21 protein-coding genes are annotated in these 18,129 nt (G+C 69.2%); 5 read left to right on the top strand and 16 right to left on the bottom strand.

All coding sequences use genetic code 11. The features are described 5' to 3' along the window. Positions 1–43: 43 nt before the first annotated feature. Positions 44–1,099, top strand: a complete 1,056-nt coding sequence (locus ABD951_RS17335; protein ID WP_345347524.1) for an alpha/beta hydrolase — start codon at positions 44–46, stop codon at positions 1,097–1,099. Here the strand turns inward: ABD951_RS17335 and ABD951_RS17330 are convergent. Genes ABD951_RS17330 through ABD951_RS17310 form a run of 5 tightly spaced genes read right to left on the bottom strand, consistent with a single transcriptional unit; the run spans position 1,035 to position 5,671 of the window. Continuing rightward, on the bottom strand, positions 1,035–3,365 hold the full coding sequence (locus tag ABD951_RS17330) for a SpoIIE family protein phosphatase (protein WP_345347521.1): 2,331 nt from the start codon (positions 3,363–3,365) through the stop codon (positions 1,035–1,037). The two genes, ABD951_RS17335 and ABD951_RS17330, sit on opposite strands and share 65 nt — an antisense overlap. Then, on the bottom strand, positions 3,362–3,982 hold the full coding sequence (locus ABD951_RS17325; RefSeq protein ID WP_345347518.1) for a SpoIIE family protein phosphatase: 621 nt from the start codon (positions 3,980–3,982) through the stop codon (positions 3,362–3,364). Before ABD951_RS17325 ends, ABD951_RS17330 begins: the two co-directional genes overlap by 4 nt. Then, positions 3,975–4,373: an ATP-binding protein gene (locus tag ABD951_RS17320; RefSeq protein ID WP_345347515.1), complete on the bottom strand. Its 399-nt coding sequence runs from the start codon at positions 4,371–4,373 to the stop codon at positions 3,975–3,977. The genes ABD951_RS17325 and ABD951_RS17320 overlap by 8 nt, the downstream gene beginning before the upstream one ends. A gap of 1 nt (position 4,374) precedes the next feature. Then, a complete protein-coding gene (locus ABD951_RS17315) occupies positions 4,375–4,764 on the bottom strand; it encodes an STAS domain-containing protein (RefSeq protein WP_345347509.1) in 390 nt (129 codons plus the stop codon). Between the two features lie 10 nt (positions 4,765–4,774). Then, positions 4,775–5,671 carry an STAS domain-containing protein gene (locus ABD951_RS17310; RefSeq protein WP_345347506.1) on the bottom strand — a complete coding sequence of 299 codons (897 nt, stop codon included), beginning with the start codon at positions 5,669–5,671 and terminating at the stop codon, positions 4,775–4,777. 287 nt (positions 5,672–5,958) lie between these two features. Here ABD951_RS17310 and ABD951_RS17305 point away from each other — a divergent pair, with 287 nt between their 5' ends. Further along, complete coding sequence (locus ABD951_RS17305; protein ID WP_345347503.1) at positions 5,959–6,159, top strand: hypothetical protein; 201 nt, start codon at positions 5,959–5,961, stop codon at positions 6,157–6,159. 47 nt (positions 6,160–6,206) lie between these two features. On the opposite strand, the gene ABD951_RS17300 is transcribed toward ABD951_RS17305, so the two are convergent. The 3 genes from ABD951_RS17300 to ABD951_RS17290 all read right to left on the bottom strand — a co-directional run bounded on the left by ABD951_RS17300 (position 6,207) and on the right by ABD951_RS17290 (position 9,693). After that, positions 6,207–6,872: a PAS and ANTAR domain-containing protein gene (locus tag ABD951_RS17300; RefSeq protein ID WP_425569875.1), complete on the bottom strand. Its 666-nt coding sequence runs from the start codon at positions 6,870–6,872 to the stop codon at positions 6,207–6,209. 404 nt (positions 6,873–7,276) lie between these two features. Beyond that, positions 7,277–8,389 carry an MFS transporter gene (locus ABD951_RS17295; RefSeq protein ID WP_345347628.1) on the bottom strand — a complete coding sequence of 371 codons (1,113 nt, stop codon included), beginning with the start codon at positions 8,387–8,389 and terminating at the stop codon, positions 7,277–7,279. Between the two features lie 71 nt (positions 8,390–8,460). Next, positions 8,461–9,693, bottom strand: a complete 1,233-nt coding sequence (locus ABD951_RS17290; protein ID WP_345347501.1) for a cytochrome P450 — start codon at positions 9,691–9,693, stop codon at positions 8,461–8,463. 420 nt (positions 9,694–10,113) lie between these two features. Here ABD951_RS17290 and ABD951_RS17285 point away from each other — a divergent pair, with 420 nt between their 5' ends. The 3 genes from ABD951_RS17285 to ABD951_RS17275 all read left to right on the top strand — a co-directional run bounded on the left by ABD951_RS17285 (position 10,114) and on the right by ABD951_RS17275 (position 12,649). Further along, a complete protein-coding gene (locus ABD951_RS17285) occupies positions 10,114–10,656 on the top strand; it encodes a DUF2231 domain-containing protein (RefSeq protein WP_345347498.1) in 543 nt (180 codons plus the stop codon). Between the two features lie 123 nt (positions 10,657–10,779). Beyond that, the gene (locus ABD951_RS17280; RefSeq protein ID WP_345347496.1) at positions 10,780–11,325 is read left to right on the top strand and encodes a DUF6328 family protein; all 546 of its coding nucleotides are present in this window, start codon (positions 10,780–10,782) and stop codon (positions 11,323–11,325) included. Between the two features lie 109 nt (positions 11,326–11,434). Then, positions 11,435–12,649, top strand: coding sequence for a carboxylate-amine ligase (locus tag ABD951_RS17275; protein WP_345347494.1), 1,215 nt, complete (start codon positions 11,435–11,437; stop codon positions 12,647–12,649). A 128-nt stretch (positions 12,650–12,777) separates the two neighbouring features. On the opposite strand, the gene ABD951_RS17270 is transcribed toward ABD951_RS17275, so the two are convergent. From ABD951_RS17270 to ABD951_RS28715, 8 genes are all read right to left on the bottom strand, one after another. Next, entirely contained in the window at positions 12,778–13,500 is a 723-nt protein-coding gene (locus ABD951_RS17270) for a SigB/SigF/SigG family RNA polymerase sigma factor (protein WP_345347625.1), read from the bottom strand. A 71-nt stretch (positions 13,501–13,571) separates the two neighbouring features. After that, positions 13,572–14,003, bottom strand: a complete 432-nt coding sequence (locus tag ABD951_RS17265; protein ID WP_345347492.1) for an ATP-binding protein — start codon at positions 14,001–14,003, stop codon at positions 13,572–13,574. Positions 14,004–14,124: 121 nt separating this feature from the next. Next, a complete protein-coding gene (locus ABD951_RS17260; protein WP_345347490.1) occupies positions 14,125–14,667 on the bottom strand; it encodes a hypothetical protein in 543 nt (180 codons plus the stop codon). Then, positions 14,664–14,945 (bottom strand): DUF211 domain-containing protein, encoded by a 282-nt coding sequence (locus tag ABD951_RS17255; RefSeq protein WP_345347488.1) that lies wholly within the window; start codon positions 14,943–14,945, stop codon positions 14,664–14,666. Before ABD951_RS17255 ends, ABD951_RS17260 begins: the two co-directional genes overlap by 4 nt. Before the next feature lie 10 nt (positions 14,946–14,955). Further along, positions 14,956–15,174 carry a DUF6131 family protein gene (locus ABD951_RS17250; protein ID WP_425569872.1) on the bottom strand — a complete coding sequence of 73 codons (219 nt, stop codon included), beginning with the start codon at positions 15,172–15,174 and terminating at the stop codon, positions 14,956–14,958. Between the two features lie 1,044 nt (positions 15,175–16,218). Next, entirely contained in the window at positions 16,219–16,674 is a 456-nt protein-coding gene (locus tag ABD951_RS17245; RefSeq protein WP_345347486.1) for a hypothetical protein, read from the bottom strand. Beyond that, the gene (locus tag ABD951_RS17240; RefSeq protein ID WP_345347483.1) at positions 16,671–17,609 is read right to left on the bottom strand and encodes a metallophosphoesterase family protein; all 939 of its coding nucleotides are present in this window, start codon (positions 17,607–17,609) and stop codon (positions 16,671–16,673) included. The genes ABD951_RS17245 and ABD951_RS17240 overlap by 4 nt, the downstream gene beginning before the upstream one ends. Then, entirely contained in the window at positions 17,606–18,085 is a 480-nt protein-coding gene (locus ABD951_RS28715; protein ID WP_425569871.1) for a cupredoxin domain-containing protein, read from the bottom strand. The genes ABD951_RS17240 and ABD951_RS28715 overlap by 4 nt, the downstream gene beginning before the upstream one ends. Positions 18,086–18,129: the final 44 nt, after the last annotated feature.

The following is an 18,129-nucleotide window of genomic DNA, read 5'->3' as shown; positions in this document are numbered from 1 at the left end:
GCACCGACACCGGGGACACGTGTGCTTCGTGCAGAAGGAGGAGATGGTCGTGCGTACGCCGGCAGTGCGCGAGCACCCGGACCAACTACCCGCCGGCAGGCCGACTCCACACATCCACCGCGGAGTGAGCCTCCGATCACGGGCGCTCGTCCTCGGCGCGCGGCTCGGTATGGGCCCGGTTGTGCGGGTGTGGATGGCGGCGCCCGAATTCGGCTGGCCCCTCGACTGGCTGGACGCGGCCGCAGGCCTCTTGCCTCGGCCACGCCACACGCAGGTCCGACCCGTCGCGCTGCCGAACTGCTCCGCCGAACGGGTGAGCACCCCATCCTCTGTGGCCGGTCGGGCAATCCTCTACCTGCACGGCGGCGCCTTCCTGGCGGGTGGCCTCAACACCCACCGTGCACTGGTGTCGTGCCTGTCCACGTCGGCCGGGGCACCGGTGCTCCACGTCGGATACCGCATGCTGCCGCGGCACACGATCGGCAGCGCGGTCTCCGATGCCGTGGACGGGTATCGCTGGTTGCTCCAGCGCGGCTACCGCGGCAGTGAGATCGTCGTCTCCGGCGACTCCGCCGGCGGCTACCTCGCCTTCATGGCCGCCCTGTCGATGCCGCGACTCGGACTGCCCAAACCTGCTGGGGTGGTGGCCATCTCCCCGATCACGGACCTCCGACCGCGCACCGAGGCCATTGCGGACACGCCGACCTGGCCGGTCTTTCCACCCTCGACGCTGCATGTGTTCTCCCGCTATCTCACACGGGCCCAGTCGCGGATCACCGTGAAAGGCGAAGCGGAACTGCTGATCTCGCCGATCGCCGAAGACCTGCGCGACCTGCCGCCGGTGATGATCCACGCCGGGGCGAACGAGATCCTGCGCATGGACGCGGAACGGATGACGGATCGTCTGCTGAGATCCGGCGTGCCGTGCGACCTCCACGTCTGGGAGGGGCAGATGCACGCATTTCCTGTGGTCGCCAACGCAACCCGGGAAAGCCGAGGCGCAATCAGGTCGATCGGCCGTTTCGTACGCGACGTCACCTCGGCTCCGGATCGGCCGCTCCCGAACCGGCATCGCGAGCGCCTCGCGCTCCATCGCTGATTCGGACCGGTCCGGTCCCGGCGGCCGGCCCGGACGAACTCGGGATCGACGTGGTCATGTGCACACGCGTGCCCACGTCGTGCCGGTCGATGTCGACGGCGTCGACGAACGCGCCGATCAGGGCGAGACCACGTCCACGGTCCGGCGACGTCGCCGGGGGTGTCCGCCATCTCCCGGTGTCGACCACAGAGACCCGAACACGCCGGTGCGGCACCTCGACCTCCGCCGTCACCTCGACCATCTCCGGGGTTCGGCCGCGGTAGGCGTGCTCGATGCTGTTCGTGCACGCCTCGTTGGTCGCGGACACGATGTCCGCAGCAGTCGCCTCGGGCACGGCCGCGACGGCGAGCCAGTTCCGCAGCTCACGCCGGATCACAGCCAGTTGGGCGGGTTCCGCAGGCGTCGTGATGCGCAGCCGCGACGGGGGTTGCCGATACACCAGCACCGCCACATCGTCCTCGTATCCGTCCCGGGGGCGCAACACGGACAACAGGAGGTCGGCCACCGCGGCGGGCACACTGCGTGCGCCCTCGACCAGGATCGCGTCGACGCGACCGAGTGCGTCGTCGATGCCGCGGTCGCGGCGTTCGACGAGACCGTCGGTGTAGAAGAGCACCGTCGATCCGGGCGGTAGGTCGACGGTCGCCTCGGGCCTGGGCGAGCATGCGAACGTGGCAAGCGGCACCGCATGCGCGCCGTCGAGTTGCCGCGGGGCGGCACCGAGACCGGCAAGGACCGGGGGCAGATGACCGGCGCTGCTGTACCGCAACGTCCCCCGCCCCGGGTCGATGACCGCGGCACACACGGTGGTGCACGCGGCGCCCGGTGTGTGCGCGGCGACGGCATCGAGATCGTCGAGCAGGGCGCCCGGACCACTGCCGTGCAGGAGCAGTGCACGCGCCGAACTCCGGAGTTGTCCCATCACCGCGGCCGCGGCGAGTCCACGACCGACACAGTCTCCGACGACGACGCCGACACTGCCGTCCTGCAGTGTGACCGCGTCATACCAGTCGCCGCCGATCTCCAGCGGCGGGACCGCGGGCTCGTACCGGGCCGCGAAACCCGGCGGGATGTCGACCGCGCCCAGCATCGCGTGCTGCAGCGTCAGCGACGCGGTGCGGGCCTGGTCGTACGAACGAGCTCGCTGCAGTGCCAGGGTCAGGTGACTGCACAGCAGTGTCACCAATGCGCGATCGGCCGTGGTGAGCGGGCCCGGCACCGCCGATTCGATCCACAACGCCACATCGGCGGTCGCGCTCAGGGAGATCGCGACCCCCCGGGCGGAGTCGACGGCCGGATTCGCCTCCACCGTCAGCGGTGGCCGACCCCGGACCCGGTCGAGCGCGGCGCGAACACCCGGGTCGAGGCTCGACCACGCGACGGCATCGCCGCCCGACGAGTGCATGACGGGCGCGCCCCGCTCCGTGGGCCACACCGCGGCCAGGACGCGCCGAGCCCCGATCGCGGTCCGGCACTCGGTCAGCCCGATCGTGAGCACCTCGGTCACACCGGTGGCGGCCGCGATCGCACCGGCGAGGCGGGCGGTGGCCTTCTCGTGTTCCGCGGCCAGGCGATCCGCCGTGACGTCCCGGATCGTGCCGACGAACATCGGTTCGTGTCCGGCAGCAGTCACCGAACCGACGTTGACCGCCAACCACATTCGCTTCCCGCCGCGGTGACGGACCGGAATCGACACCCGCCCGCCGCCGTCGCGGACGCACCGGGTCAACGCGGACACGGCGTCTGCTCGATCGGGGTCGGCGATCGGAAGCCACGGGTGGGGCCAGCGGTACGGAAGCGTCGCCGGGCCGTAACCGGTCAGCTCACCGAAGGCGGGGTTGACCTCGACGACCGTGCCCGTGGCGTCGGCCACGAAGAAGCCGTCCTGCATCGACTCGAGGAGGGTCCGGCGAAAGGCGTGCTGCTCGGACAGGTGCTCGGCACGTTCCCGTTGCCGGGTGTAACCGTGGGCCCGGTCGAGGAATCCCCGCGACGCGACGTCGAGGACGGTCAGCGTCTGCAACAGGAACTGCAGCGCGGCCTCTCCCCGTTCCCGCTGGTCCGGTTCGGGATCGCTCGTGACGACACCGAGTTCGGCCAGCAACCGGAAGTGCGTTTCGACCACCTCGAGCACGCTCACGTCGCCGGTGAGGGCGCGCCGCCCGAGGTCCAGTCCCGCCGCGAGCGTCGCCTCGCCGCGAGCGGCCAGATGGTGCTCCAGCGCGTCTCGATACGCGACTCGGAAGGATTCGACCGACGCCGTCATCGCGGTGTTCCTCGGTGTCGAGCCACCAGCACCAGGGCGTCGTCCGTGTCCGTTCCGTGGCCGGCGAGGATCGCGTCGGCGATCTCCGTTGCCGGTCGCGCCAGCTCGACCGCGTCCACGAACGGTTCGCCGACCCCGTCGGTGGCCATCACCAGGAGGTCTCCGGGTCGCATCGACGACGTCCTGGGCTCGAGCCGAGACGCCATCCGGTACCCCACGATTCCACCGGACTGCAGGATGCGGGCGCGGACGCTCGGACCCCCGGGCGCGGCGCCGACCACGGCGGCCGCCACATTGCCCACCCCGATCCAGGCCAGCCCACCGTCGAAGCCCAGGCACGCCAACGAGATCGCGGCACCATGGGTGTCGACGAGCGCCCGGTGTGAGGCCCGCATCAGTTCGACGAGCGGTCCGGTGTGCCGCGCGGCGAGGACCTCGACGGCGCGGGCGGCGGCGGTCGCGGCCGGCGCGCCGTGCCCGAGGCCGTCGACCACCGCGATCAATGCGGCGCGCTCGGCGCCTGTCACGAGTACCCGGTCGCCGCAGACGGACTCCCCCGCCCGCGGGCGCCACGCCGCGGCCCACTCGATCGGCCCGACCCGGCCCTCTTCACGCACCCGTGGGCACCCACTTCCACATCGTCACCAGGGTTCCCCGACCGAGCCGGGAACTAACCTCCAGGTGGTCCATCAGCCGCCGCGCGCCGGGCAGGCCGAGGCCCAGCCCTCCGCCGGTGCTGTATCCGTCCTCGAGCGCGAGTGCGACATCGGCGATCCCCGGACCGTGGTCCTCGGCTTCGACGACCAGGGCCTTGCGGCCGTGACGGTCACCGGTGTACAGCCGGATTTCGCCGTCACCCGCGTAGCTGGTGATGTTGCGGGCCACCTCCGAGATCGCGGTCGCGATCATCGTCACGTCGGTCAGCGAGAATCCGAGGTCGCTCGCCAGCCCGTGTCCGGCCTGCCTGGCGGTGACGATGTCGTCGAGCGTGCACACCGCGATGACCATGTCAGCGAACGCCTCCGCGCCGGCCTGGAGTTCGCCGCGCGGTCCGCAGGCGATCGAGCAGTGTCAGCCCCTCGTCGAGGTCCAGGCACGTGTACATGTCGTCGAAGGTGAGGCCGAGCTGCACCATCGCGAAGGCGATCTCCGGCTGCAATCCCACGATCACGGTGTCGGCGCCGCGCAGGCGCGTCATCCGCGCGATGGTACGCAGGGACCGGGCTGCGAACGAGTCGAGGACGTCGATCGATCCGACGTCCAGGATGATCCCCTCCGAGCGGAATCGACTCACGTGATCCATCAGGTCCTGCTGGAGCCGCACGGCATCGCTGTCGGTGAGCGCTGACTGCACCGTCGCGATCAGCGAGCTGCCCTGCCGCAGGATCTGTACCGGCATGGCGTCGCCGCTACCGGAGCTCGCCGGACGGCTCCCCGGTCCGGCTGACCTCGTATCCGAGCAGGCGTTCGGCTTCCTCGATGCCGCCCTGCAGGTCTCCGACCGCGTTCATCTTCGACAGGTCCAGTCCGATTGTCACCAGGGTCAACGCGATCTCGGACGACAGCCCGGTGATGATCACACTCGCCCCCATCAACCCCGATGCCTCGACGGTCTGCACGAGGTGGTTCGCCACGGTGGAGTCGATCGCGGGCACGCCGGTGATGTCGATGACCACCACTTTCGCGCGGTTGGCGCGGATCGCCCGGAGCAGCTGCTCGGTGAGTTGCCGGGCCCGTTGGCCGTCGAGAACGCCGATGATCGGCAGGATCAGCAGCTGTTCACGCACCTGCAGGACCGGGGTCGAGAGTTCACGAATCGCCTCCTGCTGTTGCCGGATGATCCGCTCACGCTCCTGTACGAAACTGACGCCGACCGTGTTCGCGATGCGGTTGGCCGCGGGCTCGTAGGCGTCGAGCACCCGATTGAGCAACTCGAAGTCGGACTGGTACTTCTCGAACAGGGACCGGGCGAGCACATCGCGGAGCAGCAACACGATTCCGAGGACCTCGTCGGTCTCCACGCCCCGCGGGATGATGCGTTCGGACAGGTCGCGGGCGTACGCCTGGAGCGCTTCGACGCTGCCCGTCTCGAGCACCTCGACGTAGTTGTCGTACACCGAGGTGGCCTCGGAGAACAGCTCGTCGGGTGTCATCGTGGTGAGCAACTCGGCCTCGGTGATCCGCCGCGCCCACTCCTCGCGCAACGCAGTCCGGTTCTGCCGTAGATGCTCGACCAGCTGCGGCAGGAGTGACTCGCTCGACACCCGCGCGATCGACCTGTCGGGCTCGGCGAACTTCTCGGACATCACACACCTCCGTGGGCCCGGCCGGGGCGACCGCGGCCGCGGGAAACTCGCCTCCAGCCGTGCCGTCCTTTCGCGTCTTCGAGACTATCCGCCCGGTGCCGAGTGGGCAGGTCGATCGGAATTTCCGGACCGCCGTGGATCGGCTTCGCACCACCTCACGGCCGACCCGTCCACGACCTGCGGTGCGCGTGGCGATGCGGCCGATCGTGACCGATTCCGTGGCCCCCTCGGTGTGTTTGCGGCACGCCGCGGCCGGGTACCTGGGAATCGCCCGAGGAAGGTGCGTCATGAGAATCATCGTGGTCGTCGTGGTGATCTGGCTGGTCATCGGAGCGGTGGCCGCCGGTCAGCGCGGGTACTTCCGCAACCAGCCGGAGAATTGTGCCGGCGCCGGAACCATCGCGGTGACGGTGATCGCCGGACCGTTGAACTATCTCGGCGTCAACCCGAAGATCACCGACTGCTCGCTACCGCAGCCGAGTCCGTGACCACGCGAGAACACGGCTCGGCTCACCGCGGGCGAGGTGCCTGTTCGTCATTGCGCCGGGCCCTCCGCCACCGGGTCGTCCTCGATCCGCTCGTGGACGGTCAGCAGCAGGTGGTCGAACACCGTGCGCAGGCCGGTCGGCGCATTCGCCGCCTCGGACAGTTCGGCGACCAATCGCTGAGCGAGGCGCCGCAGCTTCGTGTTGGTCTCCTGAGAGCGCCAGACGAGCACGTCGAATGCCTTCTCGGCCGAGATGCCGTACACCAGCATCAACGCGCCCTTTGCCTGCTCGATGGCGGCCCGGGATTCGTACAGGTCGGCGAGCGCGCCGTCGCGGGTCTCCGGCCGACCACCGCCAGCCGTCTCGGTCACGTCGATGTAGAAGCCCGCGGTGCCGAGCAGGTCACCCGACTCGCCGACCAACCGGTCCCCCACCACGATCACCCGGTGCGTCTCGCCTCTCGTGTCGATGATGCGGTGGCGGCTGCAGAACGGCTCTCCATGCTGGACGGTGCCGGACAGGGTGGTGGCGACCCGGGCCCGGTCGTCGGGGTGCTTGTGGGCGAGAAGCAGTTCCGTGGTGGGTACCACGGTGCCCGGCTCGTAGCCGTGCATCACCGCGACCTCGTCGGACCATTCCCAGCGCCGGTCGGCCAGGTAGTACCGGAAGCTCCCGACCCGCTGCGGCTCACCGAACCGGATCGCCCCGCCTATCTCGTCCTCGCGCTCGACGCTCCATTCGGGACCCGGCCCGACGGGCGATTCGTCGGCCGGCCGTTGGGATCTCGTATCTCGTTGCACCGCAGTCCTGTCCGGTCACCGCCGGGCTCGCGACCGCGACACCCCCTGCGAGGGCGAGTGGTTCGGCTCGCACCACCCACCGACAGGAATGCGGCTGGCACACCGTGCACCGGCCCCGAAGAAGGACGCGCAAAATCCCGGCTGTCGTTCTCAACCACTCCCGGTGTACCACAGTCCGACAGGCGAGTACAGGCCGCGCCCGGGCACCCGAGCCGTCGATCCGATCGCTGCCCGAGGATCGATCTTTCCGACAACCGATGGTGTGCCGCTGCACCTGGCAGGGTCCGGTCAGGGGTTGGCTGCTGCTGGATGCCGCGTCAGACCGCACTCCGCACGGGCAGAGTCCGTGCAGGCGCCGCAACCTGCGCGACACCGACTGCCGAGACGGCCGCACTCACTGTGGCCGCGAGCCCGGCGGTCACCGCGGGGCCGAGTGGCGCCTGTAGCGCGCCGGCGATCATGAAGCCGACCGGCATGCAGACATTGGCGAGTGTCGCGCCCAATGCGGCGACGCGTCCGAGCATCGCTTCGGGCACTCGCGTCGCCACGAGGACATCCGCCCAGACGCTGCCCAGTCGAATCGACGCGCCGATGAGCAGCGCCACCACGGCCATGACGAAGAACGGCGGACAGAGGCTCAACGCGACGAGGCCGACGCAGATCGACCCCTGCGCCAGTAACGCCGACTGTGCTGCGCGAGAAGGAATCCGCTTTCCCAGCAGGCTCGTGCCGACGATGCCGCCGAGCGCAAACAGGGCCATGAGGTAACCCTGAGCGCCCGCGAACCATCGTTCGCCCGCCCCCGCGTTGACGATCAGGAGCCAGGCCGGGACCGGCAGCGCGGTTTGTGCGGCAGACACCAGGATCACCGTCCGCAGCCAACGGCTGTCCCTGATGTATCGGAAACCCTCACGCGTGTCCTCGACGAGCCCCGTGGGTGATTCGGGTCGCGTCGGACTCGGAGAAACCGCGCGTGCGCACGTGGCACACACGGCAACGGCCGCGACGAGCAGAAGTGCCGACATCGTCGGTCCGGTGGCCGAGATCAGCAGGGCCGCTGCCGCCGGCGACACCACTTGCACGGTGAGGCTGAGCGAATGCCAGATCGCCAGCTGGTTGGCCCGATCGTCGCGCGGAACAGAAAGATACACCGCGGTTGCCGCGGCCGGCTGCGACAGCCCGCTACACATACCCAATGCCATCATGACGGGAAGAATGTGAAGCCCACCTGCAAGCGCAGGCAGTACGGCAATCAGCACACCTCGACCGGCATAGGTCGAGAGAATGATCGCCCGTTTGTCGAGCCGATCCACCAACGCGCCGGCAATGAGCCCCGCCCCGAGAATTCCGAAACATCGAGCACCGAAGGCGAGCGACAGGAGCGTTGCATTCCCCTCGGCCGAAACAACCAACCCGGCCGTGATCACCACAACAGCGGAATCCGAGACGGGGCCGGCGAGCAGGAAGGCGAACCCCAGCCTGACCCGGATCCCTCCGCGTATCACGTGCCCACCGGGACGTAGAACCTCATGGAGAAACCCTCGGGCGTGAGAGTTCTGCGCTCGTTCACTTTCGGTTCGGCCCCCGACAGCTGAATACGCATCGTGGAATGTCGAACGATCTCGCCCAGGACGGTCGCCAGCTCCCGTTCCGCGAACTTCGCGCCCACACACCATCGCGGCCCACCGCCGAACGGAATGAACTCGCCACGCTTCGGCGCCGCGTCGATCCACCGCTCAGGCATGAAGTCGCCACCGGTCGGCGCGAAGGTGGGCGACACCCGGTGGGTCACCCAGCTGGACACCATCACCACGCTGCCCTTTTTCATCTCCCAGTCCCCGAAACGGATGTCCTCGGCCGCGTCACGGCCCAGCATCCACGACGGGGGCCAGAGACGAAGCGTCTCCGACACGACTCGCGTGAGGGCGCCTGCACCGCCGTCACCTCGCAGCTGCTCTTGGAGAGCGCTGCGTCCACCGAGCTCGACCATCCCCCACAGGATGGCTGACGCGGGAACCCCATGCGCCGCGAGGAGTGTCGAAATGATCATCTGTACAACGTCTTTGGGCGGAAGGTCGGCCCGACGCAGGTCGTCACACAATCCGTCCGAGCCCGGCGCCCACGCCAGCGTCGCCACCGCCGATTCGAGGGTGCGTAGCGCCCGGCGAACCCGCAGATCGGAAGGCCGCCATCGCAGCCACCGGGGGACGACGAAGGGGCTCGCGGTGATCGGGAAGAGTGCATCGAGTAGTTCTTGTGCCAGATCGGGGATCTCGTCGAAGTTCCGCGTTCCGAAACAGTATCGGCTGATGGACGCGGAGGTGAGAACCTGCAAGGTGTCGATCAGCTCTCGATCGCCCACCGTCCTCCCCACCCAGCCCCGAACGATCGCGTTCGTGTCATGGGCGAGTTCGACCTGGTGAGCGTCGAGTCGATCGCGCGATGCCAGTGCTGCGGATGCGGCCTTCCGTGACGTCATCCAGCGCTGCACCGATTCGGATCCGAGGTCGCCCGACACCTTGCTTCTGAGGAAGTTCTGCGTCGACAGGAATTTTCGATTCGACCCGACAAGTACGTCGTGCACCTCGCGGTGACCCGACACGAGGAACGTTCCCGGCCAGAGTTCGACTATCGGCCCGCGTTCTGCGGCGTCGAGCAGAAAGGACAGGCGTCCACGATCGTACGTTTCCGCCAATTCCGCCCGCGATGACCCGAGGATCGGTGGCCGTGTCATTTACATCTCCTAATGAAAGTGCGGGCGGCCAAAACAAATCGACCGCCCGCACTGTTGAACACTGTCAGGACCATTCGTACATGCCCGGCGCTTTTCGCGGCACGAAGCCAACGAGAGCGGCGACGGTGAACTTGATTCGACGCATTTCCTGTCCCTCCTTTCTGTTCTCGATGTGACATGAACAGATTGCGCCAGTGGCGTGTGGACCAGAAGTCACCCCAGGTGTCGGATCAACTCACCCACCGATGTCTTCTCACCGATTCGGTGTTCGAGATGCGGTAGGACAACGACGAAGGCGCTGACGTCACCGGTTCTTCGAGGGTGCCGTGTCGGTCGAGCCACCTGTGCCGAGAAGGTCCGAACCGTGCGGGGTGGTCCGGTCCCGGTTTCTCGCCCGCCCGGCGTGGGTACCACCCACCCATGGACATTCGTGAACTTCTGCAGATTCCCGAGTCCGTCGAGTCGCTCGACCAGGTCGACCGACCGCTGCACGAGCGGGTTCAGCGGGTGCTCGACGACAATCCGTCCGTCGCCCGGATACTGCGCGGCGACTGGCTGGGGCACCCGGTACATCCGCTGGCGGTGACGACCCCCGTCGGTGCGTGGACGGCGGCGGTCGCCCTCGAGGTGTTCCTGCGTGACCACCGGGCGGCTCGGCGACTGATTCGGCTCGGCCTCGCGTGCGTGCCGTTCGCCGTCGTCACCGGGTGGACGGACTGGGCCGGACGGGACGAGACGGAGCGTCGGGCCGGACTCGTGCACGCGGCCGGGAACACCGCCGCCAGCCTGGCGATGCTGGCCTCGCTGCACCAACGGAAACGGGACCACCAGCTGCGCGGCAAGGCCTGGAGCCTGGTCGGGCTGACTGCCGCGGCCGCCAGCGGCGCGCTGGGCGGCCACATCGCGTACGGCCGGACCGACACCGGGTCGCCGCAGAATGCGGTGCTCGTCGCATCGCATTGACGCATCACCCTGACGGCGCGGCAGCGCCTTCGTGCATGCCGCCGCGTCGCCATCGGCGAGAACCGTTGCCAACCGGAGACCTCCCGCCGGTTTGCCGTGCGAGTGCGTGGGAACCCTCGGGTCATGCCGCGCGGTCGCACGAAACTCATCCAACCTCGGTACGACGGCCGGGTGCCGGTCGATCATCCGGAGCGAGACGCCGAGTGGGACCACCGCGCCCGGCGGGAGACCGCCACCGAGCGACTCGACCGCAACTGGGCCAGTCTCCTGCAGGAGCTGCGGGTCACGGAGACCGGGGTGCAGCTCCTGACCGGTTTCCTGCTGATCCTCCCGTTCCAACCCCGATTCGCCACCCTGACCGCACTCGAACGAGTCGTCTATCTCGGTGCGGTCCTGTTCGCCGTCACCGCGACCGTTCTGCTCGTCGCGCCGGTGAGCATGCACCGGATCCTGTTCCGGCAGCGCCGGGTCCGGACCGTGGTCACCACCGCCCACCGCTGCGCACTCGCCGGCGTGGTGCTGCTCGGGTTGGCGACGACGTGCGTGGTCACCCTCACCGTCAGCGTGGTCGTCGGTCAAGGGACCGGGCTGCCGGCCGGAGCCGTGGCCGCGGCCGTCTTCGGGTTCTTCTGGTTCGCGTGGCCGATGATTCTCCGCCGACGAGAGTGACCCGGAAGGGCGCGGAGTCACCGGTCGGATGCGGGCACGTCGGCGTTGTGGCCGTCGACGCCGCGATGATCGGAGTTTCCGGGCACCACTCGGCGGGCACCCGTCCGCCATGAACGCGGAGAGCATCGCCGAGCACAACGGATCCGAATGGCGGGGCCGGTCGGCCCCGACGGTCGGAGTCGAGGAGGAGTTTCTCCTCGTGGACGCGGAAACGGGGCAACCGCGGCTGTGCAATGCCGAGGTTGCCGCCGCCGCTGGGGAATTCGGGGTGGAGCTACAGCTGGAACTGTCCCGCTGTCAGGTGGAGACCAACACGCCGGCCTGTCACGACAGTCGCGAGCTCCGTGCCAGCCTGCTGGGGATGAGATCGGCCGTCGGAGCGGCCGCGATCCAGGACGGATGTCACCTGGTCGCGGTCGGCACTCCGATCCTGGCTCCGTGGCGGCTGCCGATCTCCGCGTCGGACCGCTATCGCCGGATGGAAAGGCAGTTCGGCGTCCTCGCGATCGAGCAGGCAGTGTGCGGCTGTCACGTTCACGTCGAGGTTCCCGACCGTGAGACGGCGGTCCAGGTGTCCAACCACATCAGGCCCTGGCTGCCAACGCTGCTCTCGCTCAGCGCGAACAGTGCACTGCACCGCGGACTCGACAGCGGCTATGCGAGCTGGAGGTCGATCCTGTGGTCTCGCTGGCCGGCGTCGGGGCCGCCGCCCCTGTTCCGGTCCGCCGACCACTACGACAGCGTGGTCGACACTCTCGTCGACTCGGGGCTGCTCATGGACGAACGGATGGTGTACTGGGACGTTCGACCGTCGTGTCACCTCCCGACCGTCGAGATCCGGGTCGCCGACGTCCAGCCGACCGTCGACGAGACGGTGTTGGTCGCCGCCCTGACGCGAGCGCTCGTGATGACCGCGACCCGCGGGGTCGAACGCGGGGACGCGCCACCGGACGTCGACCTGGAGATCCTTCGGGCCGCCGCCTGGATCGCCGCCCGGGAGGGGATCGCCGGCCGCGCCATCGACCCCCGAACCGGCCGACCGGTCGGCGCACGCGGGATGCTCGATGCGCTCGTCGAGCACGTCCACGAGTCCCTCGACGAGCTGCGGGAGTTCCGGCTGGTGAGGAATCTGCTGCGACGCGAGTTCGAAACCGGGAACGGCTCGCAGTGGCAGCGCCGCGCGCTCCGCGAGTACCGGGACCCGGTGACGGTGATCGGTCTCGCGGCCCGACGGACACTGCAGGACAGCGTCCCCATCGCACCCGGCGGTGAATCCTCCGCGCCGGACGACGATGCCGCATCGGCGGACGCCCTCCTCGAGTGATTCCCTGCCCCGCCGGAAGGACATGAACACCACTACGGTCGTTCGGATCGTGGGAGTCACGCTCGCCGCGGCCGTCCCCCTCGTGGCGGCCCGCCAGGACGATCGCCGGCGGGGAGGTCAGGGTGTGGTCAGTCGTCCGGGTACCGGGTCCGCAGATCTGCCAGCGTCTTCGACAGCAGCCGTGACACGTGCATCTGGGAGATGCCCAGCCGTTCGGCGATCTGGGTCTGGGTCAAGCCTCCGAAGAATCGCAAGAGCAGGACGGTGCGCTCGCGCGCGGGCAGAGCGGCGAGCGCCGGTTGGAGCGCAACGAAACTCTCCACCTTCTCGAAGGCCGGATCGTCCGCGCCGAGGACGTCCACGAGCGGAGCATCGTCCTCCCGGTCGCCGGTGCGGGCGTCCACCGACACCGTCTGGTAGGCACTGCCGGCGAGCAGCCCGTCGGTGACATCGGCGACGTCGAGTCCAAGTTCGTCCGCGATCTCCCGCGCGGACGGCGCTCGGCCGAATCTCTGCGACAGGACACCGACGGCTTTCGTGATCTCGAGGTGCAGATCCTTCAACTTGCGAGGCACCCGCATCGCCCAGCCGGCGTCACGGAAGTGATGGCGAACCTCGCCCATGATCGTCGGTACCGCGAAGGAGACGAAGTCCGAACCGCGGCCGACGTCGAACCGGTCGACGGCGTTGACCAACCCGAGCCGGGCCACCTGCAGCAGGTCGTCGTAGGCCTCTCCGCGCCCTCGGAAGCGGCGCGCGATGTGCTCGGCCAACGGCAGTGCCCGGGTGATGATCTCCGCCCGGACCGCGGACGCGGCTGCGGCACGAGAATCGGCCCGGCAGCGCGACATCCGTTCGAACAGGTGGGTGAGATCGTCGTACGAGTTGGCTGTCTCGGGTCCGTTTCCAGCTCCGGCCTCCACTACCCGTCGCCGCCCCTCACCCGGGTGAAGGCGATCGTCGTCCGGACGGTACCGCGGTCAGTCGGTTCGTGGTTGACGGTGAGGGAATCGGTCAGGGTGCGCAACACGTGCCAGCCGAAACCCTGCTTGTCGGGCACGTGCACGCTCACCGTGTCCGTCCAGGCGTGCACGTGCAGAGCGTCGTCGACGAGCTGGAACCGGCAGATCAGGTCGGTCCCGCCGGCGGCGTCCCGGATCAGCTGGGAGCACACCTCATCGACGGCGAGTTTCACGTCCGACACCGCGTCCAGGTCGAAGTCGGCGAGCACGGCGATGGCCTCGGCCATCGTTCGCAGCACCGGCAACTGACCGTACTGCGCACGGACCCGCAACTCCACCGGCGTGGTGGAGGCTGTCTCGCCAGGCTCTGCCGACTTGATTCCCTCCGACATGCGACGCACTCCAGGCTCGTCGTCCGAACCGCCCGAGGACGGTCCCTCCCGCGTGAGGGTACCCGCTCGAGCCCGTCCCCAATCAGGAAGAAGTCCGTCGCGACGCGCCGGTACCGCACGGTCACGTGATGCGGAGTTCGACTCCGATCGCCGACACCGCGATCCCGCTGAGCCCGAGCACCACGGCCCACCGGAAGACGTTGCCCTCGACGAGGACCCCGAGCCATGCTCCCAGGGCCGTCATCGCACCGACGGCGAGGGCGAACACCACCCAGGCGGATCCCGGGATGACGGCCCCCAGCACCAACGGCAACGCCGATGCGGCCAGACTCGCGGTCGATGCCACCGCCATCGCCGCGAGGGACTGCCGTCTCGCCTGGCGGCCGAGGTCGGTGTCCGCGAGTCGTGGCCGGCGCCGGGCGTGCAGGTGTGCACTGACGTGCACGAGCCGCTGACGCCGTTCGGCATAGTCCGCGACGAACACCGAGAACGCCGCCGTCACGAACGCCACGGCACCGACTCGCAGTGCCAGCTCGAACGTCACCGTGCTGCCTTGCCCCATGATCGCCGCGCCGGCCAGGATGAGGGAGTTCGCGAGGCCGTCGGTCATTCCGAGGACCAGCGGAAGCATCGGCACCCGACGGCTCGGGCGCCACCGGGTCATCGGTTCGTCACCCGGCCGACCGCGCGGTTCCCGGCGCACACCTCGTTGATGTTGTGCAGGACCGCGCCCGATTTCTCGATCGCCCCGAACACCAGATCCACGTCGATGTCGGGCCCTTCGATGGCCACGTTCAGACCGACGGTCTCGATGTCGATCTCCCGCACGGTCAGGGTGACACCCTCAACGCCCTGCACGGTCTCGAGTCGGTGTGCGAGGTCGACCATGGCCGGGCCGTCGACCGTGGTGTCGACGTCCAACTCCAGCCTGCGGATCGGCATGACGACCCGCTCAGTAGTAGTGGCGGCGCCCACCCACGGCGTGTCCGGCGGATCCGAGGACCCACAGGACGACCCCGACGAGGATCAGGATGATGCCGATGGTCCACAGGATGGGTGCAGTGATGACGTAACCGATGACGGCCAGGACGATGCCGATGATGATCATGACCGGAACCTCCGTTCGATACCGGCCGAAGCCACTGACCTCGTTCTTCCCCACGATGGTCATTCGCAAACCTGCGGCGGCCCGCCCCGCGAGAGTCCGCGGCATCGACCCCGATCGCAGGCGACACGCGAAACGTCCGGGGCGTCACCGGCCTCGCGGGGCCTGCCCGTCGCGTGATCGCGACCGACGTTTCGCGTGACGGCCACCCGGGTATCCAGGCCCGACGGACGACGTGGAGGCCGGCACATGAGTGAACCGGGCAGCGGGCACACGGTGCGCCCGGAGACGACGGGGACACCGGCGGCCACGCAATACACGGCCCGCCATGTCGCGACATACGACAGCCCGGCGTTCGACGAATCTCCCGGCACCAATGCATTTCACGATCCGGCGGTCGCCGACCCCGGATCCGATCCGGCGCACCGTAACCTCGTAGGAGCGCGGACATGATCCGCGTGCCGTCGGAGTTTCCTCGGTACATCGTGACGCACCTGCGGCGGGCGTTGGCCGAGGATCCCCGTACCCGCGGGCTGGCGATCGGGGTGACCTTGCACGGCCCGTGTGTCCATCTCAGCGGGCGGGTGACCAGCCAGGAATGCAGGCACGCACTGAACATCGTTCTGCGTGAACATCTTCCATCCGCTGTCGTCCGGAACGACGTCCGGGTCGAGAGGTAGGGACGCGCTGCCCGACGTTTCGGACGCCGGGCCGTGGGAACACGGTGATCATGACCGCCGGCAATCCGGGTCGCGCCGTGGGAGGCCCGGTCCCCGAACCGATTCCGCAGCCGCCCATTCCGACACCACCGGTCCCGACCCCGCCGCCGTTTCCGGACCCCGAACCGAGTCCGAACCCGCCCGGCCCCGCGCCTCCGAGCCCGACGCCGGTACCCGGTCCCGAGCCGGATCCGACACCACCGGCCCCGCCACCCGCTCCCGGCCCGCCGATCCGGGAATGAGCGACCGGGCGGTCCGGGACGCGTACCGGAGAGTGGTCCGCGGGCCTCCTCCAGCGGGTGCTGCCCGGTTGCCCCGATCACGCGCAACCGCAGCGGCGGCGCGTGTCGAACCGGTGGCGCCGACAACGCGGGGCGCCGTCGCCGGTGGCTCACCGTGACCGTCCTCGACCGGCCCCACGCGACCGGGTGACGAGCAGCAGCGAGACCACGCACAGGACGACGGTGGTGAGCTCGGCGGCGACGCTGACCGCCGCCTGCGGCGCGGGTTGCCAACCGATCTCGGTGAATCCGTAGAGCCCCACAGTCCGCGAGAGCACGAACGCCGTCAGCGCGCCGCCGGCGAGGAGGCCTGCGGCGATGCGGAGTGCGATCGGCCCGCCGACAAGCAGGAGTACCACGATCGCACCGGACGCGGCGGCCTGGACGAGGAATGCCGGACCGATCACCGCGACGTGTCGGTAGCCACCCCGGTACAGGTCGAAGTGGAGGTATCCGCTGATCGCGACCGACGCGCAGATCCCCACGCGCAGTGCGAGATCCGGCCACCCACGCCGCGGCGACCGCCGCCGGACCGTGCCGGACTCGGAGGTCCTCGTCGGGTTCATGCCAGCGCCCGGTCCTTGACGGCGAGGGCCTGGCGGCCCTCGAGGTAGGTGACCTCCCGGATGCCCAGGACGTCGTGCAGCTTGCCCGCAGGCAGGGTCACCGGCTTCGGGGCGGGGCCGTCACCCGGACGCGGCAACGGGTACGCGGTCGTGGTGCCGCTGTGGAACGTGATGTTTCCGTCGGTCTTCGTGAAAAGTTGGTGCACATGCCCGTTCAGACACGTGACCGACGCGAACCGGCGCAGGTAGCCGAGCGCGACCGCGGCGTCGTCGGTGCCCCACCCCCAGTCCGGGTACATCGCGAACAGCGGGATGTGGCTGAACACGACGATCGGGGTGTCGTCCGACAGTCCGGCGACGTCCCGCCGGACGAAGTCGAGCTGGTCCTGCCCGAGGTGGCCGAGCAGTTTCAGGTTGAGCGTGTTGACCAGGGCGATGACGTGGACGCCCGCGATGTCGAAGCTGTACCAGCCGTCACCCCTCGTGCCCGCGCCGAACACGGCCCGGTACTTCTGGCCGGCGTCGTCGACGGAGTCGTGCTCGCCGGGCACGACGAACACGTGCGGCGTGCGCAGCGCGGTCATCATCTGCTTGACCCGATCGAACTGCTCGGGCGTGGCGAGGTGGGTCAGGTCGCCGGTGTGGACGACGAAGTCGGGCGTGTACCCGAGCGCGTTGACCTGCCCGATCGCCTCGGCGAATGTGCCGGTGACGTCGCCGTTGGCGGTCCCCTGGAAGCCGATGTGGCTGTCGCTGATCTGCGCGAACCGCAACGTCGGTCGAGAGGTGGCCGCAGCGGACCCGCCCGCCGGTCCGGCGACGTGGCTGAGGACCTCGCCACCGACGACGGTGAGCCCGACCGCTGCGCCGAACCAGGCGGAGTGCCGCAGCAGTTGCCGCCGGGTCATGGTGTGCGGGTCGCCCGGCCGGGTCATGGTGTCACCGTCACGGTGCCGTGCATGAACGGGTGGATGGTGCAGATGTAGTCGAACGTCCCCGGCTCCCTGAACGTGAACGCGTAGGTCGCGCCGGTGCCCATACCGGGCGAGCGGAACGCCCCGTCCGCCGCGGTCACGGTGTGCGGCTCCTCGTCGCTGTTCGTCCAGGTGACGGTCGTCCCGACCGGGATCGTGATGCTCGCAGGCGCGAACGCGAAACCGGTGATCTGCACGGTGTTCGTCGCCGACGGCGCCGCTGCCGGAGTGGGTGCAGGCGCGGCCATGTTCGCCCCGTCGGGCATCGCCGGCATCGCCGACATGCCGTCCATCCCGGGTGTGGGTCCGTCGGCGGCGCCGAAGTCGACTGTCGGTGCGGTGGCGGGGGCCGGGGGCGTGCCGCACCCGGCGACGAGCGTCAGGCCGACCGCGCCGAGTGCGAGCAGGGAACGCCGCGACGGTGCTGGGATTTTCATGGTGGGGTCGCCTCCAGACTGGCGGGAATCCGCAGCGCACGGAT

The sequence above is a fragment of the Rhodococcus olei genome, from assembly GCF_039540555.1.
Lineage (GTDB): Bacteria > Actinomycetota > Actinomycetes > Mycobacteriales > Mycobacteriaceae > Rhodococcus_G > Rhodococcus_G olei.
The sequence above is the reverse complement of the archived record's forward strand: the minus strand, read 5'-3'. Positions and strand labels throughout refer to the sequence as shown.